A 19,476-nucleotide genomic window follows, 5' to 3' on the forward strand; every position below is an offset into this window, starting at 1 on the left:
GGATGCGCAGCGACAACCCGATCCAGCGGTTCTGGCGGGACGCGCACATGGGCCTGGCGCACGCCATCCACGTGCCCGGCTCGGTCTACCACGTCTCCTCCCTGACCGACCTGGACATCGAGCCCCCGCAGGGCCCGATGCGCTCCATGATCTGACTCGGCTGCCGAAGGGAATTCCATCGCATTCGGCTCTCCCGCTGGGAGAGCCGAAGGAGAAGAGTGGAGATGCGGCATCTTATCGGTTTGGTTCTGACCGGAATCGGCGCCTGTCTGCTGGTCGTCGGGATTCTCGTTCCGGCCTATCTGGGGCCGCGCCTGATCCAGGCGCCGGCCAACGTGTACGAGGTCACGACGCTGCGCGGCCAGAACGCGACCTACCTCGACGCCTCGACGGGCCGGCTCCGTACCGGCGCCTCGGTGACCGCGACCGCCACGGTGCGCGGCGCCCCCGCCGCCGGCCGGGACGGGATCGCGGTCTGGGATTCCTTCAACTGGATCCAGGACGCGTCCACCGGCAAGAACGTCGGCTACTCGCGCAACCGGACCGCCTTCGACCGGCGCACTGGGGAACTGGTGCGCTGCTGCGGCGCCAACATCGACGGGGACACCCAGGCTCCCATGTCGGGCATCGGGCTGCTCTGGCCCCTCGGAGTCTCCAAGAAGACCTACATGCTGTACGACTTCTCCACCCGGCGACCCTGGCCTGCGAAGTTCGCGGGCGAGGAACGCGTGCACGGGATGCCGGTGTACCGGTTCGTCCTGCACATCCCGGAGACCACCATGCCCGGCACGACGCCCAGCGTGCCCGGCAGCATGCTCGGCCTGGGAAAGGACAGCGGCACCGTCGCCGTGGACCGTCGCTACTCGGCCGACAACACCTACTGGATCGACCCCCGTACCGGGGCATCCCTCAACGTCCAGCAGAAGGTCCGGACCGAACTGGTGGCCAAGCAGGGCGGCGGCCGGCTGACCGTTGCCGACATGGACCTGCGCATGCCCGACGCGGAGCAGCGCTCGCTCGTCGCCACGACCCAAGACGCCCACCGCATGCTCGGGCTGCTGACCACGGTTCTGCCGATCGCGGCGCCCATCATGGGCCTGATCCTGCTCGTCCCTGGAATCATCCTGGCCCGGCGCCCCCGGCGCATGCCCCAGCACCGAACCACTGATGAGGAGGCCGCAACAGCCCCCGCCTGACTTGACATCAAGGCGGCGACCGTCGAGGGGATGACCAAAGGGGCGCTGGCCACCGACCGGCCACGGCCGTTGCGTTCCGATGCCCAGCCGACGGCCATGCGGCTCTGACCTCCGGCATCCGAGCCGGACAACGCTCGGGGTTGCGGAGATCGTCGTCCGCTCATTGGAACGCCCCGTTGGAACGGCACCCACCCGGCGAATAGCGTCCCCAGGCAGTCGGCACGGGTCGGCAGGTCCGAGTGGGAAGGAGCTCACGTGAGCGTGACGAGGACGAATCCGGTCCAGGTGTCAGAGGTCGGTGGCTGGGACGCAGAGACCGATGTACTCATCGTGGGCAACGGGTGCGCCGGTGCGAGCGCCTCGATCGAGGCTGGCAGAGCCGGCGCCGACGTCCTGGTCATCGACGCCGCCGGTGGGTGGGGAGGGGCCACGGCCATGGCCGGCGGCTCCCTCTACCTTGGCGGCGGCACACCGCTGCAGAAGGCCTGCGGGATCGAGGACAGCCAGGAGGCGATGTACGCCTTCCTGAAGGCGGCCACCGGCCCAGACCCCGACGAGGACAAACTCGCCGCCTACTGCGAGGGCAGTCTGGAGCATTTCGACTGGCTCGCGGAGTGCGGTGTTCCGTTCGAGGCGAAGCTCTGGACCGAGCCGTCGTGGGAGGCGCCGTCCGGATACGGGCTGATGTACACCGGCGGCGAGAACGCGCATCCCTTCAACGACATCGCGGCGCCGGCTCCGCGCGGGCATATCCCGCACATGGAGGGCAAACGGCCGGGGGAGCGGTCCGCCGGCTGGGTGCTGATGCGGCATCTGGTGGCTACGGCCGAGCGCGCTGGAGTCCAGACCCGGTACGACACGCGCGCCGTGCGGCTGGTGGTCGACGGGGGCCGCGTCGTCGGGGCCGAGGTCGCCTCCTTCGGAGAGCGGTACTTTCTGCGGGCCCGGCGCGGCGTCGTCCTCTCGGCTGGTGGTTTCGCGGCGAACCGGTCGATGCTCGTCCAGCATTCGCCGAGAATGCTCGGCAACCTTCTGATCGGCACCGACAACGACGACGGCAGGGGCATCCGGATGGGGCAGGCCGCCGGCGCGGCGGTCCGGCACATGGAGGCGGGGCAGGCAGCCTTCCCCGCCGATCCCGCGCTCCTGTGCCGGTCCCTGCTCTTGGACGCCCGCGGGCGCCGGTTCATCAACGAGGACACCTATCCCGGTCGGGTGGGTCAGGCAGCGCTCTTCCAGCAGGAGCGGCAGATCTTCCTTCTCTACGACGACGCGATCAACGAGGAAGTGCGCCAGGTCGCGGGGTACGCCGTGGAGCCCACGTGGGTCTCGGGCAGCCTCGCCGAGCTCGAACAGAGGATGGGGATCGCGCCCGGTGTGCTGGCCGGCACCGTCGAGGAGTACAACGCCGGCGCCGTGAACGGGGAGGATCCGCTGTGCCGCAAATCGGCGCGGTGGCTGAAGCCCCTCGAGCCGCCGTACGGCGTGCTGGACTTGCGCGGTGCGGTGTTCGGCGTCTTCACCACCGGTGGTCTGCACACCTCGCCGCAGGGCGAAGTCCGCGATCTCGAGGGCGAGCCGATTCCCGGGCTGTTCGCCGCAGGCCGGACCACCAGCGGCGTCCCGTCCTGGGGCTACTGCAGCGGTACGTCGCTGGGCGACGCGACCTTCTTCGGGCGCCGGGCCGGTACTTCCGCCGCGAGTGCCTGAGCCGGATCGGCTACAGGGATGCCCCGCAGAGATCCACCACATCGGCATCGAACACCAGCGAAGACGAACATCGAGGAGAACCGTTGCCCAGGGTCATCTATGCACGCAGTGTCCACGACGACGCCGAGATCAACGCCTGCCTGGAGGTCCTGCGCGCCGGCCCGTACGGGATGAAGATCGGCAAGAGGGTGGCCGAGATGGAGCGGCGGGTCGCCGAGCTGTACGGCAAGAAGCTCGGCCTGATGTGCAATTCCGGATCCTCGGCCCTCTATCTGGCCCTGGAACTCCTGGACCTGCCCAAGGGGGCCGAGGTCATCACGTCGCCGCTGACCTTCTCCACGGACGTGGCCCCGATCGTGCGCGGCGGCTGGATCCCGGTCTTCGCCGATGTCGAACCCGACACCTACAACGTCGACGTGACGAAGATCGAGGAACTGGTCACCGATCGGACCGGGGCCGTGCTGATCCCGAACCTGGCGGGCAACGCCCCGGACTGGGACGCGATCCGCGACATCGCCGACCGCCATGGCCTCAAGGTGATCGAGGACTCCTGCGACTGCATCGGTACCACCCTGCGCGGCACCAGGACCGGCAGCCGCAGCGACATCACCGTGACCAGTTTCGCCATGGCTCACATCATCACCTGCGCCGGCAACGGCGGAATGGTGTGCCTGGACGAGGAGAAGCTGCGCGACAAGGGCCTGATGCTGCGGCGCTGGGGCAGGCGCTCTGAGCCGCACCTGTTCGGGTCCGCCGGGACCGGGCGGGTGTTCCGCGAGGACCTGGACGGTGTCGCCTACGACAACGACTTCATCTTCGACGTGCTCCCGTGGAACTTCGAACCGTCCGAGCTGGGTGCCGCGTTCGGTCTCGAGCAACTGAAGAAGCTGGACCGGAACTATGAGCGGCGTGCGGAGATCTTCACCGCGTTCAACGGGGCGTTCGGAGCCTATCCGTCGCTCTTCCGGCTTCCCCGCCAGCTTCCGGAGTTCCACACGGCGTGGCTCTGCTATCCGGTCACGGTCCAGAAGGACGCCGGCTTCCAGCGGTCGGACCTGCAGGAGTTCCTGGAGGCGGCGGGCATCGACACCCGTACGGTCTGGAGCGGGAACGTCACGCGGCACCCGATGATGCGCGGCGTGGAGTACCGCGTACCAGACGGCGGCCTGCCGTACGCGGACGAGGTGTTCGAGCGCGGGATGTCGCTCGGGATGAGCCACGGCATGAGCGACGAAGAACTCGAACACGTCGTCGCCACCGTCCACCAGTTCGCCGAACGCTACGTACCGGCGGCGGACCGCCACTGAGACTCCCACCGGTTGCGGCGCCTCCTGGCCTTACCGGCGTGCCTGGGAGAGCGGACGGATCCGCTCTCCCCGCCGGTTCGCTAGGTGTTCGCGCCGTCCCGCTCGTCCCGCGTCGATTCGCGGACCACGAGCGTCGCGCCCATGTCGAGTTCCGGCTGTGAGGGGGGCCGGCCTTCGGCTTCCTGGAGGGCGAGTTCGGCGAGGTGGACGCCGAGGCCTACCGTGTCCACCCGGATGCTCGACAGGGAGGGGACGAACATGGCGGCCAGCGGGCCGTCGTCGTGGCCGATCACCGAGAGGTCGCCGGGCACGGAGAGACCGGCGCGAATCGCCGCGCCCGTGAAGGCGGCGGCGATGTCGTCGTTGTAGGCCACGACACCGGTCACTCCCGCGCCTTGCCAGTGACGGGCGGCTTGGTCGGCCGATCCGTCACGGTGATCGATCTTCCGGACGTCGAGTGGGGAGAGGCCGAGCGATCCGACCCGGTCCTGCGCTGCGAGCAGGCGTTCCTGCACCAGCATCTGGATGCGCGGGTCGCCGGACGCGGCGAACGCCAGCCGCCGGTGCCCCAGTTCGTGCAGGTGCTCCACCTGGAGTGCGGAGCCGGCCCCGGCCGCCGTCGCCTGCCAGAACGGGGACTGCTCGGCGGGCCGAGGAATGATTTTCGTGATGCCGCAGGCCTCCATCGACGCGACATCGTCGACGCCGAACGGTGTGAAGCCGATGACCACGTCGGGGTCGAGCGACTCCCAGAGCGGACGGGCCCGCCCGCTGGTGTGGGGCGTATAGGTGACGAGAGAGTAGCCATGCCGATCGAGGGTCAGCGACGCCTCTTCCAGGCAGCGCCGCATGCTGTAGTCGACGGGCCAGTCGGGCAGGACGAGAAGGACGACCCGGCTGCGGCCGCTGGCCAGGGCCTGGGCGGCGGTGTGCGGGCGGTAGCCGAGGCGGGCCGCCGCCTCCAGGACACGGTCGCGGGTGCTCTGCGAGATCGTCTGGCCGGGGGTCTCGTTCAGGACGAACCCGACGGTCGCCCGGGACACTCCGACCGATCGGGCGATGTCCGCCGCCGTGACCCGTGGTCGCCTCGTCGCCTTCGTCACTGAGTCAGCCTCGTCGTCGACAGATGTACTTGCGCGCGCTAGTGACCAAAGCTAGCATCGCATCCCACTACTAGCGCGCGCTAGCCCGACGGGCGCGCCGCCCCCACCCCGCCGGCAACGGAGTACCCATGAGCGTGAAGGACGGGTCGCAGGCCTCGCCCGCGGTCCCGGATGCGGGCGGCATGCCGGGACGGCCTCCGGCGGAGCCACCGGGCTCGCCGAAGGCGGCGCCCGCCGCCGAGGGCCTGCCGAAGGTCGGCGCTCCCTACATCTGGTTCATGGTGCTCGCGCAGTTCGGGGTGTTCATGGCCTTCATCACCCCGCTGGCGATCTCGCTGTCGGTCCGGGTCGACGAGCTCGCTCCCGGACGTGAGGGATACCTCGGCTACATCACCGGCGCGGGAGCCGCCGCCTCGCTGGTGGCCGGGCCGTTCCTGGGCGTGCTGAGCGACCGCAACCGCTCCCGGCTGGGGCGGCGCCGCCCGTTCATGATCGGCGGAACGGCCCTCGGTGTCGTCGCGCTCGTCGTCATGGCCCTCGCCCCGAGCGTGCCCGTCCTCGGCCTGGGATGGATCCTGGCGCACCTGGGCTGGGGTACGGCCCTGGGAAACCTCCAGATCTCGCAGGCCGACCGGCTCCCCGAGTCGCAGCGCGGCAAGGTGGCGGGCCTGACGGGCTTCGCCACCCTGGTCGCGCCCGTCGTCGGTGTCGTCCTCGCGGGGGGCCTGGCCGGCAACGCCCTGCTGCTGTTTCTGGTGCCCGGAGCCGTCGGCGTGGTGCTCGTGACGTTGTTCGTCCGCTTCGTTCACGAGAACGACAGCCGGGGCCTGGTCTTCGACGAGCCGTTGACCGCCAGGTCGCTGCTGGGCAAGTACGTCTTCGACCCGCGCCGGTACCCGGACTTCTCCTGGAGCTGGCTCGGCCGTTTCCTGTTCTATTTCGGGCTCACCCTCAATACGACGTTCACCGCGTTCTTCTTCGCGTCCCGCCTCGACGTGCCGGTGAAGGAGGTCGCGGGGACCATCGCGGTGCTCGCCGCTCTGGGGGTCGCCGCGACCGCCGCCGGTGCACTGGGCGGCGGCTTCCTGTCGGACAGGCTTCGCCGGCGCCGGGTCTTCGTCCTCGCCGCCGGTGCGGTGTTCGCCATCGGCGCCGTGATCATGGCGCTGTCCTCCGACGTGCCGGCGCTGTTCGCCGGGTCGCTCACCTGCTCCCTGGGCCTCGGGATGTTCTCAGCGGTCGACCAGGCACTCGCGCTGGACGTGCTTCCCGAGCGCGAGACCGGCGCCGGCCGGTTCATGAGCATCTTCGGATTCGCGACGCAGATCCCGCAGTCCGTGGCCCCCCTGCTGGCCCCGTTGTTCCTTGCCGTCGGCGCGTCCGCAGATGACAACTACACGGTCCTGTACCTCGCCGCTGCCGTATGCACCCTGCTCAGCGGCATCATCGTCCTTCGTATCAAGTCCGTTCGCTGACCCGTGCCGAGGAGTCCCATGCCCCATGCCTGGCAGGCCGCGTTCATCACGCCGTCGCCCTGGATCGGCGCGGAGGCGGGCGATGCCGCCACCTATTTCCGCGGTGAGTTCGCGAGCGAGGGCTGCCCACGGCGGGCGACGCTCTACGTGACGGCCATCGGCGTCGTGGAGCCGTACCTCAACGGCGAGCGTGTGGGCGATGAGGTCCTCGCCCCGGGATGGACCTCATACCGCCACCGGCTCAGCGTCAGCCGCCACGAGGTCACGCACCTCGTCACGCCGGGGGCTAACGCACTCGGCGCGATCGTCGGTGAGGGCTGGGCACTGGGACGCCTCGGGTACGAGAACCGGCGCAATCACTATGCGAACCGGCCGGCGGTGTTACTCCAGCTCGAGCTGGAGTACCCGGACGGCCATACCGAGGTGGTCGGAACGGACCGCTCGTTCACCGCCGGCACTGGTGCGGTCCTGGCCAACAGCCTGTACGACGGCGAGGAGCACGATGCCCGGCTCGAACCGGAGGGCTGGAGCCGGCCTGGATTCGACGACGGTGCCTGGTCCCGGGTCGAGGAATTCGACTGGGACCTGGGAACCCTTGTCATCGAGGCGGCGCCGCCCATCCGCCGGGTGGAGGAGATCCCGCCGGTCGCGATCCTGAAGAGCCCGCCGGGCAGCACGATCGTCGACTTCGGCCAGAACATCTCCGGCCGGGTGCGGCTCACCATGACCGGAGACGCCGGCCGCACCGTGACCCTGCGGCATGCGGAGGTCCTGATCGACGGCGAACTGAACACCGAGACGCTACGGACGGCGGCGGCGACCGACCGCTACACCCTGCGCGGGGGAGCGAAGGAGGAGTGGGAGCCGCGGTTCACCGTGCACGGCTTCCGCTACGTCGAGGTGGACGGGTATCCCGGAGTCCTGGAGCCTGAGGCGATCACGGCCGTCGTCGTGCACAGTGAGATGAGGCGTACCGGATGGTTCCGGACGTCGGACCCGCTGCTCGATCGACTGCACTCCAACGTCGTGTGGTCGATGCGTGGCAACTTCGTGGGACTGCCCACCGACTGCCCCCAGCGCGACGAGCGGCTGGGGTGGACCGGGGACATCAACGCCTTCGCGCCCACCGCGAGTTTCCTCTACGACGTGCGCGGCGTGCTCGGCTCGTGGCTGGAGGACCTGGCAGCCGAACAGCGCGAGAACGGGCAGGTGCCCTGGGTTGTCCCGGATGTACTGTCCACGCCGTCGCCACCCACGGCGTTGTGGAGCGACGTGGCCGTCGGCCTGCCGTGGACGCTCTACCGCGAGTACGGAGACCCGGACATCCTGCGGCGCGCCTACGACTCGATGTCGGCGTTCGTACGCGGCGTCGAGGCCCTGCTCGACGAGAACGGTCTGTGGAGCAGTGGTTTCCAGTTCGGGGACTGGCTGGACCCTGACGCGCCCATGAACAACCCTGCCGGGGGGAAGACCGACCGCCATCTGGTGGCGTCGGCTTACTTCTTCAAAACCGCGTCGGAGATGGCCCAGGCCGCCACGGTTCTCGGAAGGGGCGATGACGCCGCGCGTTTCAGGGCTCTCGCCGACCGAGTGCGCGAGGCGTTCCGCCACGAGTACGTCGCCCCCTCGGGACGGGTGGTGAACGAGACCGCGACCGCCTACGCCCTGGCGATCGTCTTCGGCCTCCTCGACCCGGAGCAGAAGCGGCGGGCCGGTGATCGGCTCGCCGCGCTCGTCGCCGAGGCGGGCTACCGGATCTCCACCGGATTCGCCGGAACGCCGCACGTCACCGACGCCCTCAGCGCCACCGGCCATCTCGACGAGGCGTACCTGCTGCTGATGCAGACGGACTGCCCCTCGTACCTCTATCCGGTCACCATGGGGGCGACCACGATCTGGGAACGCTGGGATTCCATCCGCCCTGACGGCACGATCAACCCTTCGGGCATGACGTCGCTCAACCACTACGCGCTGGGTGCCGTCGCCGACTGGCTGCATCGCGTGGTCGGCGGCCTCTCACCCGCCGAACCCGGTTACCGGACCATGAGCATCGCACCGCGTCCTGGCGGGGGCCTCACTCACGCGACGGTCGAACACGACACCGTCCACGGCAGGGTGCGCGTCGCGTGGCGCATCCAGGAGGGCCACCTGGCCCTCGAGGTAACGATCCCGGACGGTACCGAGGCGACGGTCGTGCTCCCGCTCCATCCGGACTCCCTGATCGTGGACGTCACAGGCGGAGACCATGCGTGGCGGTACGAACTGCCCGAGGACTACGGCGCCCGTCCGGAATACACACTCGACACCCCGTTGGGAACGCTCGCCGACGACCCTGCCGTCTGGCGTGACCTCACGGAGGTGTTCGCCAGGCACTTTCCGGGCGTACCGATCGACGGCACGGCACCGGAGGCAGCGGGCATGTCCCTCAACACCGTTCTCGGCTTCATCCCGGGCGCGCCGGACGAGCTGAAAGCCGACCTGAGCGCCGCCCTCACCACTGCTCGCGACTCGAAAGGGACCTCCTAGTGCCACAGATCGATGTGCCACAGATCGATCCCGCGGACCTTCCCCTCGAACGGAAAGCCTCGCTGCTGTCCGGGCGGGACTTCTGGTCGACCGAGCCGATCGGCGAGTCGGGCATCGCGTCGATCGTCCTGACCGACGGCCCGCACGGGATCCGGCGCCAGGCCGGTGACGCCGACCACCTCGGCATCCACCAGAGCCTGCCCGCCACCTGCTTCCCGCTCGCCGTCGCGGTCGGTTCCAGCTGGGACCCCGAGGTGGCCGCCCGCATCGGTGCCGCGGTCGGCCGCGAGGCGCGCGCCCTCGGCGTGGGCGTGGTGCTGGGGCCGGGGGTGAACATCAAGCGGTCCCCGCTGGGCGGCCGCAATTTCGAGTACTACTCCGAGGATCCGCTGCTGAGCGGGATCCTCGCGGCCGCGCACGTGCGGGCCATGCAGGCCGAGGGCGTCGGCGCGTCGGTCAAGCACTTCGCGGCCAACAACCAGGAGACCGACCGCATGCGCGTCAGCGCCGACGCCGACGAGCGGACGCTGCGGGAGATCTACCTCCCGGCGTTCGAACGCGTCGTGACCGAGGCGCTCCCGGCGACGGTGATGTGCTCCTACAACCGGATCAACGGCGTCCACGCCTCGCAGAACCGATGGCTGCTCACCGACGTCCTCCGCGACGAATGGGGATTCCAGGGAGCCGTCGTCTCGGACTGGGGCGCCGTCGGCGACCGGGTGGCCGCGCTCGCCGCCGGCCTCGACCTCGAAATGCCCGGCACGGACGGCATCGGCGCGCGCGCCATCGTCGAGGCCGTGCACAACGGAGAACTGGACGAAGCCGTCGTCGACCAGAGTGCGCGCCGTATCGCGGCCCTAAGCGCAGCGACCCTGACCGCGCAGGACGCTTCGCCGGCGGATGTCATCGACATCGACGAGCACCATGAGCTGGCGAGGGAACTCGCCACCTCCTGCGCCGTACTGCTCAAGAACGAGCACCAGGCCCTCCCTTTGGCGCGGAGTCTGCGGCGCATCGCCGTCATCGGCGCCTTCGCGGCCGATCCGCTCATCCAAGGTGGCGGCAGTTCCCAGATCAACCCCACACGGATCGACACCGCGCTCGACGCGATGCGGACGCTGGCCAAGAGCAGGCACCAGACCGTGGAGTACGCGCAGGGATTCTCCGCCGACGGCTCCGGCGACGGCCAGGCCCGGGCCCTGAGCGACCAGGCCGTGGAGACGGCGCAGAGGGCCGACATCGCGGTCGTGTTCGCCGGTGTGACCGGCGAATCCGAGGGATTCGACCGCACCACCCTCGATCTGCCGCCCGGCCAGGTGGACCTGATCCGTGCCGTCGCCGCCGCCGGCCGTACGGTGGTCGTCCTGTCCAACGGCGGAGTGGTGTCCCTGGAGGGCTGGCACGACGACGTCGAGGCCATTCTCGAAGGGTGGCTGCTCGGGCAGGCGGGCGGAAGCGCGATCGCCGACATCCTCTTCGGCGTCGCAGAACCGTCCGGCCACCTCGCCGAAAGCATCCCGCGCCGCTTGCAGGACAACCCCAGCTACCTCAACTTCCCAGGAGAGGCGAGCCATGTCCGCTACGGCGAAGGCGTCATGGTCGGCTACCGGTACTACGAAACGGTCGAAGTCCCGGTCCGCTACCCGTTCGGGCACGGGCTCGCCTACACCACGTTCAGCACCGATGACCTTTCCGTCACCCTGACAGGTGATGACAGCGCCTCTGCGGCCGTCACCGTGACCAACACCGGAGACCGTCCGGGCCGGCATGTCGTCCAGGTCTACGTCGCCACCGCCGCAGGACCGGTGCGCCGCCCGGCCCGCGAACTGCGCGCCTTTACCAAGGTCTCGCTCGCCCCTGGTGAGACGCGCGTCGTGACGCTCACCCTCGATCGCCGCTCGTTCGCCTACTACGACATCGATCTCGGCCAGTGGGTGGTCGCGCCCGGCGACTACACCGTCCAGGTCGGCCACGACGCCGCGCAGATCGTCGCCGAAACGGTGGTGACCCTCACCGGCGACGCCATCGACACGCTGCTCACCATCGAGTCCCCGGTCGGCGACTGGTTCGCCCATCCCGTTGTGGGCCCGGTCCTGATGCGGACCCTCGCTGAAGGGATGACCGAGGAACAGGCGCGGCAGGCCGAACAGCAGGCCGACCTGCTGGCCATGGTCGCCTCGATGCCGATGCGCCAGTTCGTGACCTTCACGGGAGTCGGCCTCGACGCCGGCGCGCTCACCCAGATGATCAAGCTGACCGGCGCGAAGACTTCCTGAACCATCTGCCCAGGAGAGCCCATGTTTTCCACCCCCCGAAGACGACTCTGCGCCGGTGCGCTCGCGCTGGCCCTCATCACGTCCCTCCTGTCGGTGACGGGTACGGCCGCCGCCGTTCCGTCATCACCGTTCGGTGCCGCGTTCGCGCGCGGGTTCGCGGCGCCGCCGGCCGACACCAAGCCGAAGATCCGCTACTGGTGGGCGTGCGGCGCCATCACCCCGGCCGCGATCGACGCCGAAGTGAGGCAGATCGCGAGCCGAGGGTTCGGCGCGGCGGAGATCCAGTGCATGTTCAGCACGAATCCGAAGGTGGAGGGCTGGGGGAGTCCCGTTCTCAGTGACCGGCTCGAGCGAGCCGTCCAGGCCGGGCGCGAGTACGGGGTGCGGATCGACTTCACCGTCGGGCCGTCGTGGCCGCTGGTCGTGCCCGGAGTCACTCCCGATGACCCGGAGGCCGCTCAAGAGATCTCCTACGGGCGGCAGACCGTCGCAGGCGGTTCGACTTACGACGGCCCCGTGCCTGCGGCGCCCGCGCCGCGCGCGGGCGTCGCCAAGCAGACCCTGGTCACGCTGCAGGCGGTGCGGTGCGAGGGCAGCTGTACGGCGGCCAAGCCGGTGAAGCTGGACAAGGGCTCCCTGGTCGATCTCACCGGATCGGTGCGTGACGGTGCCGTCTCCTGGACGGCCCCCGCGAGCGGGCAGTGGCTGCTCCTGGCCTATTGGCAGCGCGGCACCGGCCAGGCCTCCGTCTCGGGCCAGGCGGTCTCGGGCGAAGCGGCCTATGTGGTCGACCACTTCAGCGCCGCGGGCAGCCGGGCGGCGACGGGCTACTGGGACTCCCATGTCCTGACACCCGGCCTGAAGCGCTTCCTCAAGAGGAACGGCGGGGACCTGTTCGAAGACTCCCTGGAGCTGGATTCGGCCCAGCACTGGACACGGAACCTGCTCGCGCGGTTCCAGGGCATGCGGGGCTACTCTCTGCGGGAGAACCTGCCGGTCCTGTTCGTCGACAAGATCCACCGGCAGTACACGTCGGCGACTCCCGATGACACGCCCGACTTCGCGTTCACCGACGGCAGTGGCGACCGCGTCCGCGACGACTACTACCGCACCCTGACCGATCTCTACATCGGCGAGCACGTCGAACCGTTGAAGACGTGGGCACACTCTCGTGACCTGCGGTTCCGCGCCCAGCCGTACGGCACCACGATCGACACGCCCACCATCGGCACCGCGCTCGACGTCAACGAGACCGAATCGCTCGGCCTGCACGCCGACTACACCGACGAACCGTTCCGATGGATCTCCAGCGGCGCCGTTCACCTCTCCGGGCAGCGGACCTTCTCACTGGAATGCTGCGCCACTCTGGGCGAGGCGTACGCGCAGACATGGCCGCAGATGCTCAAGCACGTCAACACGGCCTTCGCGCACGGCGTCAACCAGATCGTCTACCACGGATTCGCTACGCAGGACGCGCTCGGAGCGACCTGGCCGGGCTTCTCGCCGTTCACCACCCAGGGCGGCAACGGCTTCTCCGAGGCATGGGGACCGCGCCAGCCGACCTGGAGCGACACCGACAAGATCACCGGATGGACGTCGCGCATGCAGTACGTCCTGCGGCAAGGACGTCCCTCAGTGGATCTGGCGGTCTACCGGCAGAGCTATGGAACCAAGGTCCGGGAGCCGCGAGGCGCGGCCGGGTTCACCTACGACTTCACCGGACCCGACCAGTTGGACGGCACGCGGGTGAAGGACCGCCGCTTGGCCCCCGAAGGCCCCGCTTACCGAGCACTGATCCTGGACGACCAGCCGACGCTGCCGGTGAAGACCGCCCGTCTGCTCCTGTCCCACGCCCGCAGCGGACTGCCCCTGGTGATCGTGGGCGACCCGCCGAGCCGTGTACCCGGCGCGCGGAAGGCGGCCGAGCAGGACGCCGAACTGGCCGGGCTCGTCCAGCGGCTGCTGGCCGAGCCGTCGGTCCGCCGTATCTCCGGCCACGACCGGCTGCCCGCGACATTGAAGGGCCTGGACGTACGGGCGTCGGCGGAGACCGCGCCGGCGTCCGGGCTTCTGAGCGTGCGCCGCACGTTGCCCGGCGGGCGGCTCTACTACCTGCACAACCCGACCTCCGCCACGATCTCCACGGAGGTCTCGCTGGACGGCGGCGGCACACCGTACACGCTGGATGCGTGGACCGGCAGGATCAGCCCGGTCGGCCGCTACCGGGGGGACGGCTCCCGCACCACCGTGCCGATCAGCCTTGCTTCGGGCGCTTCGACCGTGCTGGCGCTGGGCGGTCGTCAGGGCCCGCATGCGACCGCCACCACGGGCGGCGAGATCACCATGAGCGACGGCGGCGTTCCGCAATTGCGCGCCGGAACGGGCGGTACCTACACGGTGACGATGGCCGACGGCGAGCGGGTCCGGGTGACCGTGCCCCAGGTCGCGCCGGCCCAGGCGCTCGACGTTTGGAAACTTGCCGTCGACGACTGGCACCGCGGCGCGGACGGCGGCCGCGCCGTCACCCGCCACGAGCTCGACCTCCGCGGGCTCAAGCCCTGGTCGCAGATCGATCGCCTGCAGGACGTCTCCGGCGTCGGCACCTACAGCACGACGGTACGGCTCGACCGGATGGACGGGGCCTACCTCGACCTCGGCCAGGTCACCGACACCTTCGAGGTCACCGTCAACGGGCGCGTCCTTCCCGCGCCCGACCAGGTGACCCGGCGCATCGACCTGGCAGGGCACCTCAAGCCCGGGACCAACACCATCACCGTCCGCGTCGCCACCCCGCTGCGCAACCGGCTCCGGGTGACCGAAGGCTTCCCCGGCCAGTCCACCCAGCCACGGCAGGACTACGGCCTGATCGGCCCCGTCCGCCTCACGCCCTACCGGCAGGTGCCGGTCCAGCGATGAACCGTCCCAGCCGTCCCCCCCGAGAAGGAGCGCGAGCGCGACGATCGGCGGGGGCGGCCGGGTCATTCGGTGACCGGGGCGACGCCCTGCGGCGGTACGACCGCCGACAGTGCCCTCTCCAGCAGGTCGTCCAGGTTCCGCAGATCCTGCTGTTCCTCCGAGGCGTCCGTACGGAGCCACCGGTGGTAGGCCAGCCTGGTGGCCTGCAGCACCAGTCCCGCGCGCAGTTCACGTTCGAACGACTCCACGCCGGCCACCCCACGCCGTGCGAAGAAGTCGGCGAGCGGCCCGGTCAGGACCGGGTCGAGCGCGTGCCAGCGCAGCAGGTACCCGGGAGAGTCCATCACCATCGCCAGGAACCGGCGCTGGAAGATCACGGCCGGGTTCGTACCGAACCCGCGCACGGAGAAGACGCCGACCAGGGCGGCGGTGACGGGGACGTCCACGGACGCGGTCCGCAACCCTTCAACGATCGTTTTCCCGGCGTCCTCGAACAGCGGCGCCACGACGTCCTCCTTGGCCGCGAAGTGGCGGTGGAACGTGCGCTGGGATATCCCGGCGCGGTCACAGATGCGCTCGATCGTGGTGCCGGTCCCGCCGTCGAGGACGAACAGGTCCAGAGCCGTGAGAGCGACCGAGCGCCTTAACTCCTCGGCCCGGCGCTCGGTCAGAGTCTGATGTGACGAAGCCCCCACGCCGACCCTCCTCTCCTCCGATACAGACCGTTCATGGCCGACCATGGCCGTTCCGAGCCTAAACGGGAGCGTAGCCGCCCACCTGTTCACGACCGCTCAGTGGACCCTTCGCGAAAAGGCGTCTACTGACCGGAACGCCTTTGCCGGCGCGGGACGGGGCCTTCCTAGGCTGCCGCACTCCGACCCCCGGAGGCGAAGGAGAGACAGGTGCCCGAAACGCATCACCCCACCGATGAGACGGCCGATGTGGTCGTCGTCGGTTCAGGCGGAGCGGCGCTGACCGCCGCCTACACGGCCGCGACCGGCGGCCTGCGCACCGTCGTGCTGGAAAAGACGGAGTACTTCGGCGGGACCAGCGCCTATTCCGGCGCCGGAATCTGGCTTCCGGGCAACCCGGCCCAGCACCGCGCCGGGCTTCCCGACAGCGTCGAACTCGGGATGACCTACTTCAAGGCCGTCGTCGGGGACCGTACGCCCGCCGCCCTGCAGGAAGCGTTCCTGACCATTGGACCCGAACTGGTCGAGTTCCTGGAACGTGACCCGGCACTGCGTTTCGCGTACATGCCGTTTCCGGACTACTTCGAGGCCCCCGGCAGGATCGAGAACGGGCGGAGCATCTACCCCAAGCCGCTGCCGGCCGCCGAACTCGGCTCCCGGCTCGCGCGGCTCCGCCCGCCCATCTCACCCGACCAGTACGGCGTGGACCAGGACCGCGACGTCCTCATCGGCGGCCAGGCGCTCATCGGCCGGCTCTTGCTCGCCCTCGACGCGACGGGCAACGCGAGCCTGCGCACCGGCACGCGGATGCGGTCTCTGATCGTCGAGAACGGCAGGGTCGCTGGCGTCGTCGTCGAGGCGGACGGGGCGACCACGCGGGTCATGGCCGGGCACGGCGTCGTGCTCGCAGCGGGCGGGTTCGAATGCGACGACGAACTCCGCGCGCGCCACCACGGTCTCCCCGGCGGGCAGTGGACATCGGCCGCCCCGGGCTCCAACACCGGGGACGCCGTCATGGCCGCGCAGGCCGTCGGCGCCTCCGTGGACCTGATGGACGAGGCGTGGTGGTGCCCGGCGACGCTGTTCCCGAACGGGCGCGCCGCGTTCACCCTCGGGCTGCTGGGCGGGATCTTCGTCAACGCGGATGGAGAGCGGTTCGCCAACGAGTCCCTGCCTTATGACCGGATGGGCCATGAGATCCGCCGGGGCCAGGCGGGCGGCGTGTCGCACATCCCGAGCTGGTTCGTGTTCGACGACCGGTTCGACGCCGTCCCGGCGATCTCGCAGCCCGTACCGGATCCGGTGGCGTTCCGCGAGGCCGGACTGTGGCGTACGGCCGACACCCCGGAGGCCCTCGCGGACCTGATCGGTGTCCCGGCGGACGCGCTCCGGCGTACCGTCGAACGCTTCAACGGGTTCGCGGCATCCGGTGTGGACGAGGACTTCCACCGGGGAGAGGACCCCTACGACCGGTTCTTCGGAGCCGGTGACGGGCCCAACCCGTGCCTGGTGCCCATCGAGCGAGGACCGCTGCACGCCGTCCAGATCGTGCTCGGAGACCTCGGGACCAAGGGCGGGCTCCGGATCGACGGTGACGGCCGCGTTCTGGACGAAGCGGGAACGCCCATCCCCGGGCTCCACGCGGCGGGCAACTCGGCGGCGTCCGTCGCGGGTCATGCCTATCCGGGACCCGGCACACCCCTCGGCTCCGGCATGGCGTTCGGCTACCGGGCCGCCAAGCATCTTTTGGGTGAGTCGCGAAGCGGTTAGTCGCCAAGCGGGGAGTCCGGCCACCTGTTCGGCGCGGATTCCCCGCTGAGTGTTCCGAACAGTGGACGGTCCTGTAGGAGCGCCGACGCGGCGCTCATAGCTTCGGAAAACACGCCGCTCCGGCGTCTGTCCGGTACCCCACCATCTGAGGAGGTGCTCGCATGGGTTTCGACGCCATGGCCCCCGGCACGCTGGCCGGTCTGCGGGTGCTCGAGGTCTCCAGGACGATCGCCGGCGCGTATGCGGGCAGGCTCTTCGCCGATGCGGGCGCGACGGTCGTGATGGCCGAACCCGCGGACGGGCACCCGCTTCGCGAGCGGGCGAACCGAGGCGATGGCGATGCCCCGCTCTTCGGATTCCTCGCCGCGGGCAAGGCCTCGACGGTACGGGAGTGGACGGATCTCGCGGCCGACGCCGATGTGGTGATCGTCGAGTCGGCGGATATCCCGGACATCGCACTGCTCGAACGCCTCGCCGAGCGCATCGTCGTGGTCGCCGTGACACCGTGGGGCCTTCGAGGACCCTGGTCAGGGTCGGGGCGGCCGTGGACCGAGTTCACCCTTCAGGCCGAGGCAGGCTCACTGAGCAACCGCGGCGACCCCGCCTCCTACCCGCTGGCCCTGGGGGGCTCCGAGCATCTATGGGTGGCGGGCTCATTCGCGGCGTCGGCCGCGCTCGCGGCGGCCACGGGCACCGGCGGCGAACTCATCGACCTGTCCCTGCTCGAGGTGACCACCTATGCCGCCACCATGTTCACGGACGTCCAGGCATCGGTCAGCGGCGCGACACCGGATCCGATCGCACAGCGCCGCCGGCTGACCCCGTCCGTCGAACCGGCCGCGAACGGATGGGTCGGCTTCAACCTCGCCTCCGCGCAGAATCTCGAAGACTTCCTGGTGCTGATCGAACGGCCGGAATGGCTGGACGATGAGGAGATCCGGTCCTACGAGGGCCGCTACCGGCGCGCCGAGGAGTTCAGCGCCGCCGTGCACGCCTGGACCACGCGGCACACGGTGGCCGAGATCGTGGAGCAGGCCGCCGCGTTCCGCATCCCCTGCTCGCCCGTGCACAACGCCGCCACGATCCTGGACGACCCGCAGGTGACGGCACGCGAGTTCTACGTGCCCGATGCCTCCGACCGGTTCCGGCATCCGGCGGTCCCCTTCCTGTTCGGCGGTGTCCGGCCGCCGTCCGCGCGCGCCGTACCCGAACCCGGTGGCCGGCAGGGGTTCGGCCCGCGAACGGACAAGGTGCGCGAGACCGAGGCCGTAGGGGAATCCTTGCCGCTGGCCGGGCTGCGCGTGATCGAGTTCACCAACTGGTGGGTCGGGCCGCTGGTCGGCACGGCGCTGGGATCCCTCGGTGCCGATGTCATCAAGATCGAATCCGTCCGCCGGGTGGACGGCTCCCGGATGCTGGGTGGTCTCGTCGCCCGCGATCCGCGCTGGTGGGAGGCCAGCTGGGTGCACTTGGGCGCCAACCACAACAAGCGGGTCGTGACCCTTGACCTGACCCAGCCCGAGGGCAGGGAACTGGTCGAGCGGCTCGTCGCCGACGCCGACGTGCTGCTGGAGAACTACTCGGCTCGTGTGCTGGACAACGCCGGGCTGGACTGGGACGCGGTCAAGGCGCTCAACCCGCAGGTCGTCATGCTGCGCATGCCCGCGTTCGGCCTGACCGGCCCCCGGCGCGAGATGGTCGGCTACGCCCAGACCGTCGAGCAGTACTCGGGGATGTGCTGGCGTACCGGATATCCGGACGGTCCGCCACTGAACCCGAGCGGCCCCGCGGACCCCATGGGCGGGTCCAACGCGATGTTCGCCCTGCTCGCCGCGCTGCGCGAGCGGAAGCGGACGGGACAAGGGATGCTCGTCGAAGCGCCGTTGGTGGAGGCCGCGCTGACGATGGCTGCCGAGCAGGTGATCGAGTGGACCGCCACGGGGACGATTCTCGGGCGCGACGGCAACCACGTTCGCGGGCACGCGCCCCAGGGCGTGTACGCCGGAGCGGGGGAGGAGCAATGGCTCGCCCTGTCGGTGGTGACCGACGAGCAGTGGCAGGCGCTGGTGTCCCTCACCGGCATCCAGGGATGGAGCGACCCGTCCCTGGCCTCGCCCGAAGGCCGGTGGGCACAGCGATACCGGCTCGATGAGGACCTGCGTGCCTGGACGGCGGGCCGCGACGTCCCCGCGACGGTCGACGATCTCGTCACCGTGGGAGTGCCCGCCGCCCACGTGGTCGACCAGCGGTTCGTGCACGACCACCCGCAGATCGCCGCACGCGGCTACTTCGAGGACGTCGACCATCCCGTCGTCGGCAGGATCCCGATCCCGGTGCTGCCGTACAGGTTCGGCCGGATCGAGCGATGGTCGCGGCTGCCTCCGCCCACCGTCGGCCAGCACAACCGCGAGGTCCTGGAGAAGGAACTCGGCCTGTCCGCGCAGCGGATCGACGATCTCGCCGCCAGGCAGATCATCGGCGACCGGCCGGCGGGCCTGTGATCAC

At 70.0% G+C, this 19,476-nt stretch carries 12 protein-coding genes; 10 read left to right on the top strand and 2 right to left on the bottom strand.

Annotated features, from left to right (window positions below):
* Positions 1 to 2: 2 nt before the first annotated feature.
* From ACH34Q_RS31080 to ACH34Q_RS31095, 4 genes are all read left to right on the top strand, one after another.
* The gene (locus ACH34Q_RS31080; RefSeq protein ID WP_395986792.1) at positions 3 to 155 is read left to right on the top strand and encodes a hypothetical protein; all 153 of its coding nucleotides are present in this window, start codon (positions 3 to 5) and stop codon (positions 153 to 155) included.
* 69 nt (positions 156 to 224) lie between these two features.
* Complete coding sequence (locus tag ACH34Q_RS31085; RefSeq protein ID WP_395986663.1) at positions 225 to 1,196, top strand: DUF3068 domain-containing protein; 972 nt, start codon at positions 225 to 227, stop codon at positions 1,194 to 1,196.
* Between the two features lie 255 nt (positions 1,197 to 1,451).
* Positions 1,452 to 2,906: an FAD-dependent oxidoreductase gene (locus ACH34Q_RS31090; RefSeq protein WP_395986664.1), complete on the top strand. Its 1,455-nt coding sequence runs from the start codon at positions 1,452 to 1,454 to the stop codon at positions 2,904 to 2,906.
* Between the two features lie 83 nt (positions 2,907 to 2,989).
* Positions 2,990 to 4,213, top strand: a complete 1,224-nt coding sequence (locus ACH34Q_RS31095; RefSeq protein WP_395986665.1) for a DegT/DnrJ/EryC1/StrS family aminotransferase — start codon at positions 2,990 to 2,992, stop codon at positions 4,211 to 4,213.
* A gap of 80 nt (positions 4,214 to 4,293) precedes the next feature.
* On the opposite strand, the gene ACH34Q_RS31100 is transcribed toward ACH34Q_RS31095, so the two are convergent.
* Positions 4,294 to 5,316 carry a LacI family DNA-binding transcriptional regulator gene (locus ACH34Q_RS31100; RefSeq protein WP_395986666.1) on the bottom strand — a complete coding sequence of 341 codons (1,023 nt, stop codon included), beginning with the start codon at positions 5,314 to 5,316 and terminating at the stop codon, positions 4,294 to 4,296.
* A gap of 128 nt (positions 5,317 to 5,444) precedes the next feature.
* On the opposite strand from ACH34Q_RS31100, the gene ACH34Q_RS31105 reads away from it, so the two are divergent.
* From ACH34Q_RS31105 to ACH34Q_RS31120, 4 genes are read left to right on the top strand one after another with little or no spacing between them, the layout of a single operon-like run.
* Entirely contained in the window at positions 5,445 to 6,791 is a 1,347-nt protein-coding gene (locus tag ACH34Q_RS31105) for an MFS transporter (RefSeq protein ID WP_395986667.1), read from the top strand.
* A gap of 18 nt (positions 6,792 to 6,809) precedes the next feature.
* Positions 6,810 to 9,317 (top strand): glycoside hydrolase family 78 protein, encoded by a 2,508-nt coding sequence (locus ACH34Q_RS31110; RefSeq protein WP_395986668.1) that lies wholly within the window; start codon positions 6,810 to 6,812, stop codon positions 9,315 to 9,317.
* Entirely contained in the window at positions 9,317 to 11,593 is a 2,277-nt protein-coding gene (locus ACH34Q_RS31115; protein WP_395986669.1) for a glycoside hydrolase family 3 C-terminal domain-containing protein, read from the top strand. The genes ACH34Q_RS31110 and ACH34Q_RS31115 overlap by 1 nt, the downstream gene beginning before the upstream one ends.
* A gap of 21 nt (positions 11,594 to 11,614) precedes the next feature.
* Complete coding sequence (locus ACH34Q_RS31120) at positions 11,615 to 14,509, top strand: glycosyl hydrolase (protein ID WP_395986670.1); 2,895 nt, start codon at positions 11,615 to 11,617, stop codon at positions 14,507 to 14,509.
* Between the two features lie 62 nt (positions 14,510 to 14,571).
* Here ACH34Q_RS31120 and ACH34Q_RS31125 read toward each other — a convergent pair whose 3' ends face one another.
* Positions 14,572 to 15,204 (bottom strand): TetR/AcrR family transcriptional regulator, encoded by a 633-nt coding sequence (locus tag ACH34Q_RS31125; protein ID WP_395986671.1) that lies wholly within the window; start codon positions 15,202 to 15,204, stop codon positions 14,572 to 14,574.
* A gap of 207 nt (positions 15,205 to 15,411) precedes the next feature.
* On the opposite strand from ACH34Q_RS31125, the gene ACH34Q_RS31130 reads away from it, so the two are divergent.
* Together ACH34Q_RS31130 and ACH34Q_RS31135 are read left to right on the top strand one after the other, a co-directional pair.
* On the top strand, positions 15,412 to 16,971 hold the full coding sequence (locus tag ACH34Q_RS31130) for an FAD-dependent oxidoreductase (protein WP_395986672.1): 1,560 nt from the start codon (positions 15,412 to 15,414) through the stop codon (positions 16,969 to 16,971).
* A 161-nt stretch (positions 16,972 to 17,132) separates the two neighbouring features.
* Positions 17,133 to 19,472, top strand: coding sequence for a CoA transferase (locus ACH34Q_RS31135; protein WP_395986673.1), 2,340 nt, complete (start codon positions 17,133 to 17,135; stop codon positions 19,470 to 19,472).
* Positions 19,473 to 19,476 lie beyond the last annotated feature (4 nt).

Source organism: Actinomadura sp. 9N407, assembly GCF_044326315.1.
Lineage (GTDB): Bacteria > Actinomycetota > Actinomycetes > Streptosporangiales > Streptosporangiaceae > Spirillospora.

Bases quoted from the DNA above. Each gene is read 5' to 3' on its own strand.
- ACH34Q_RS31080 (WP_395986792.1), top strand. From the start codon at position 3: ATGCGCAGCGACAACCCGATCCAGCGGTTCTGGCGGGACGCGCACATG.
- ACH34Q_RS31085 (WP_395986663.1), top strand. From the start codon at position 225: ATGCGGCATCTTATCGGTTTGGTTCTGACCGGAATCGGCGCCTGTCTG.
- ACH34Q_RS31105 (WP_395986667.1), top strand. From the start codon at position 5,445: ATGAGCGTGAAGGACGGGTCGCAGGCCTCGCCCGCGGTCCCGGATGCG.
- ACH34Q_RS31110 (WP_395986668.1), top strand. From the start codon at position 6,810: ATGCCCCATGCCTGGCAGGCCGCGTTCATCACGCCGTCGCCCTGGATC.
- ACH34Q_RS31120 (WP_395986670.1), top strand. From the start codon at position 11,615: ATGTTTTCCACCCCCCGAAGACGACTCTGCGCCGGTGCGCTCGCGCTG.
- ACH34Q_RS31135 (WP_395986673.1), top strand. From the start codon at position 17,133: ATGGGTTTCGACGCCATGGCCCCCGGCACGCTGGCCGGTCTGCGGGTG.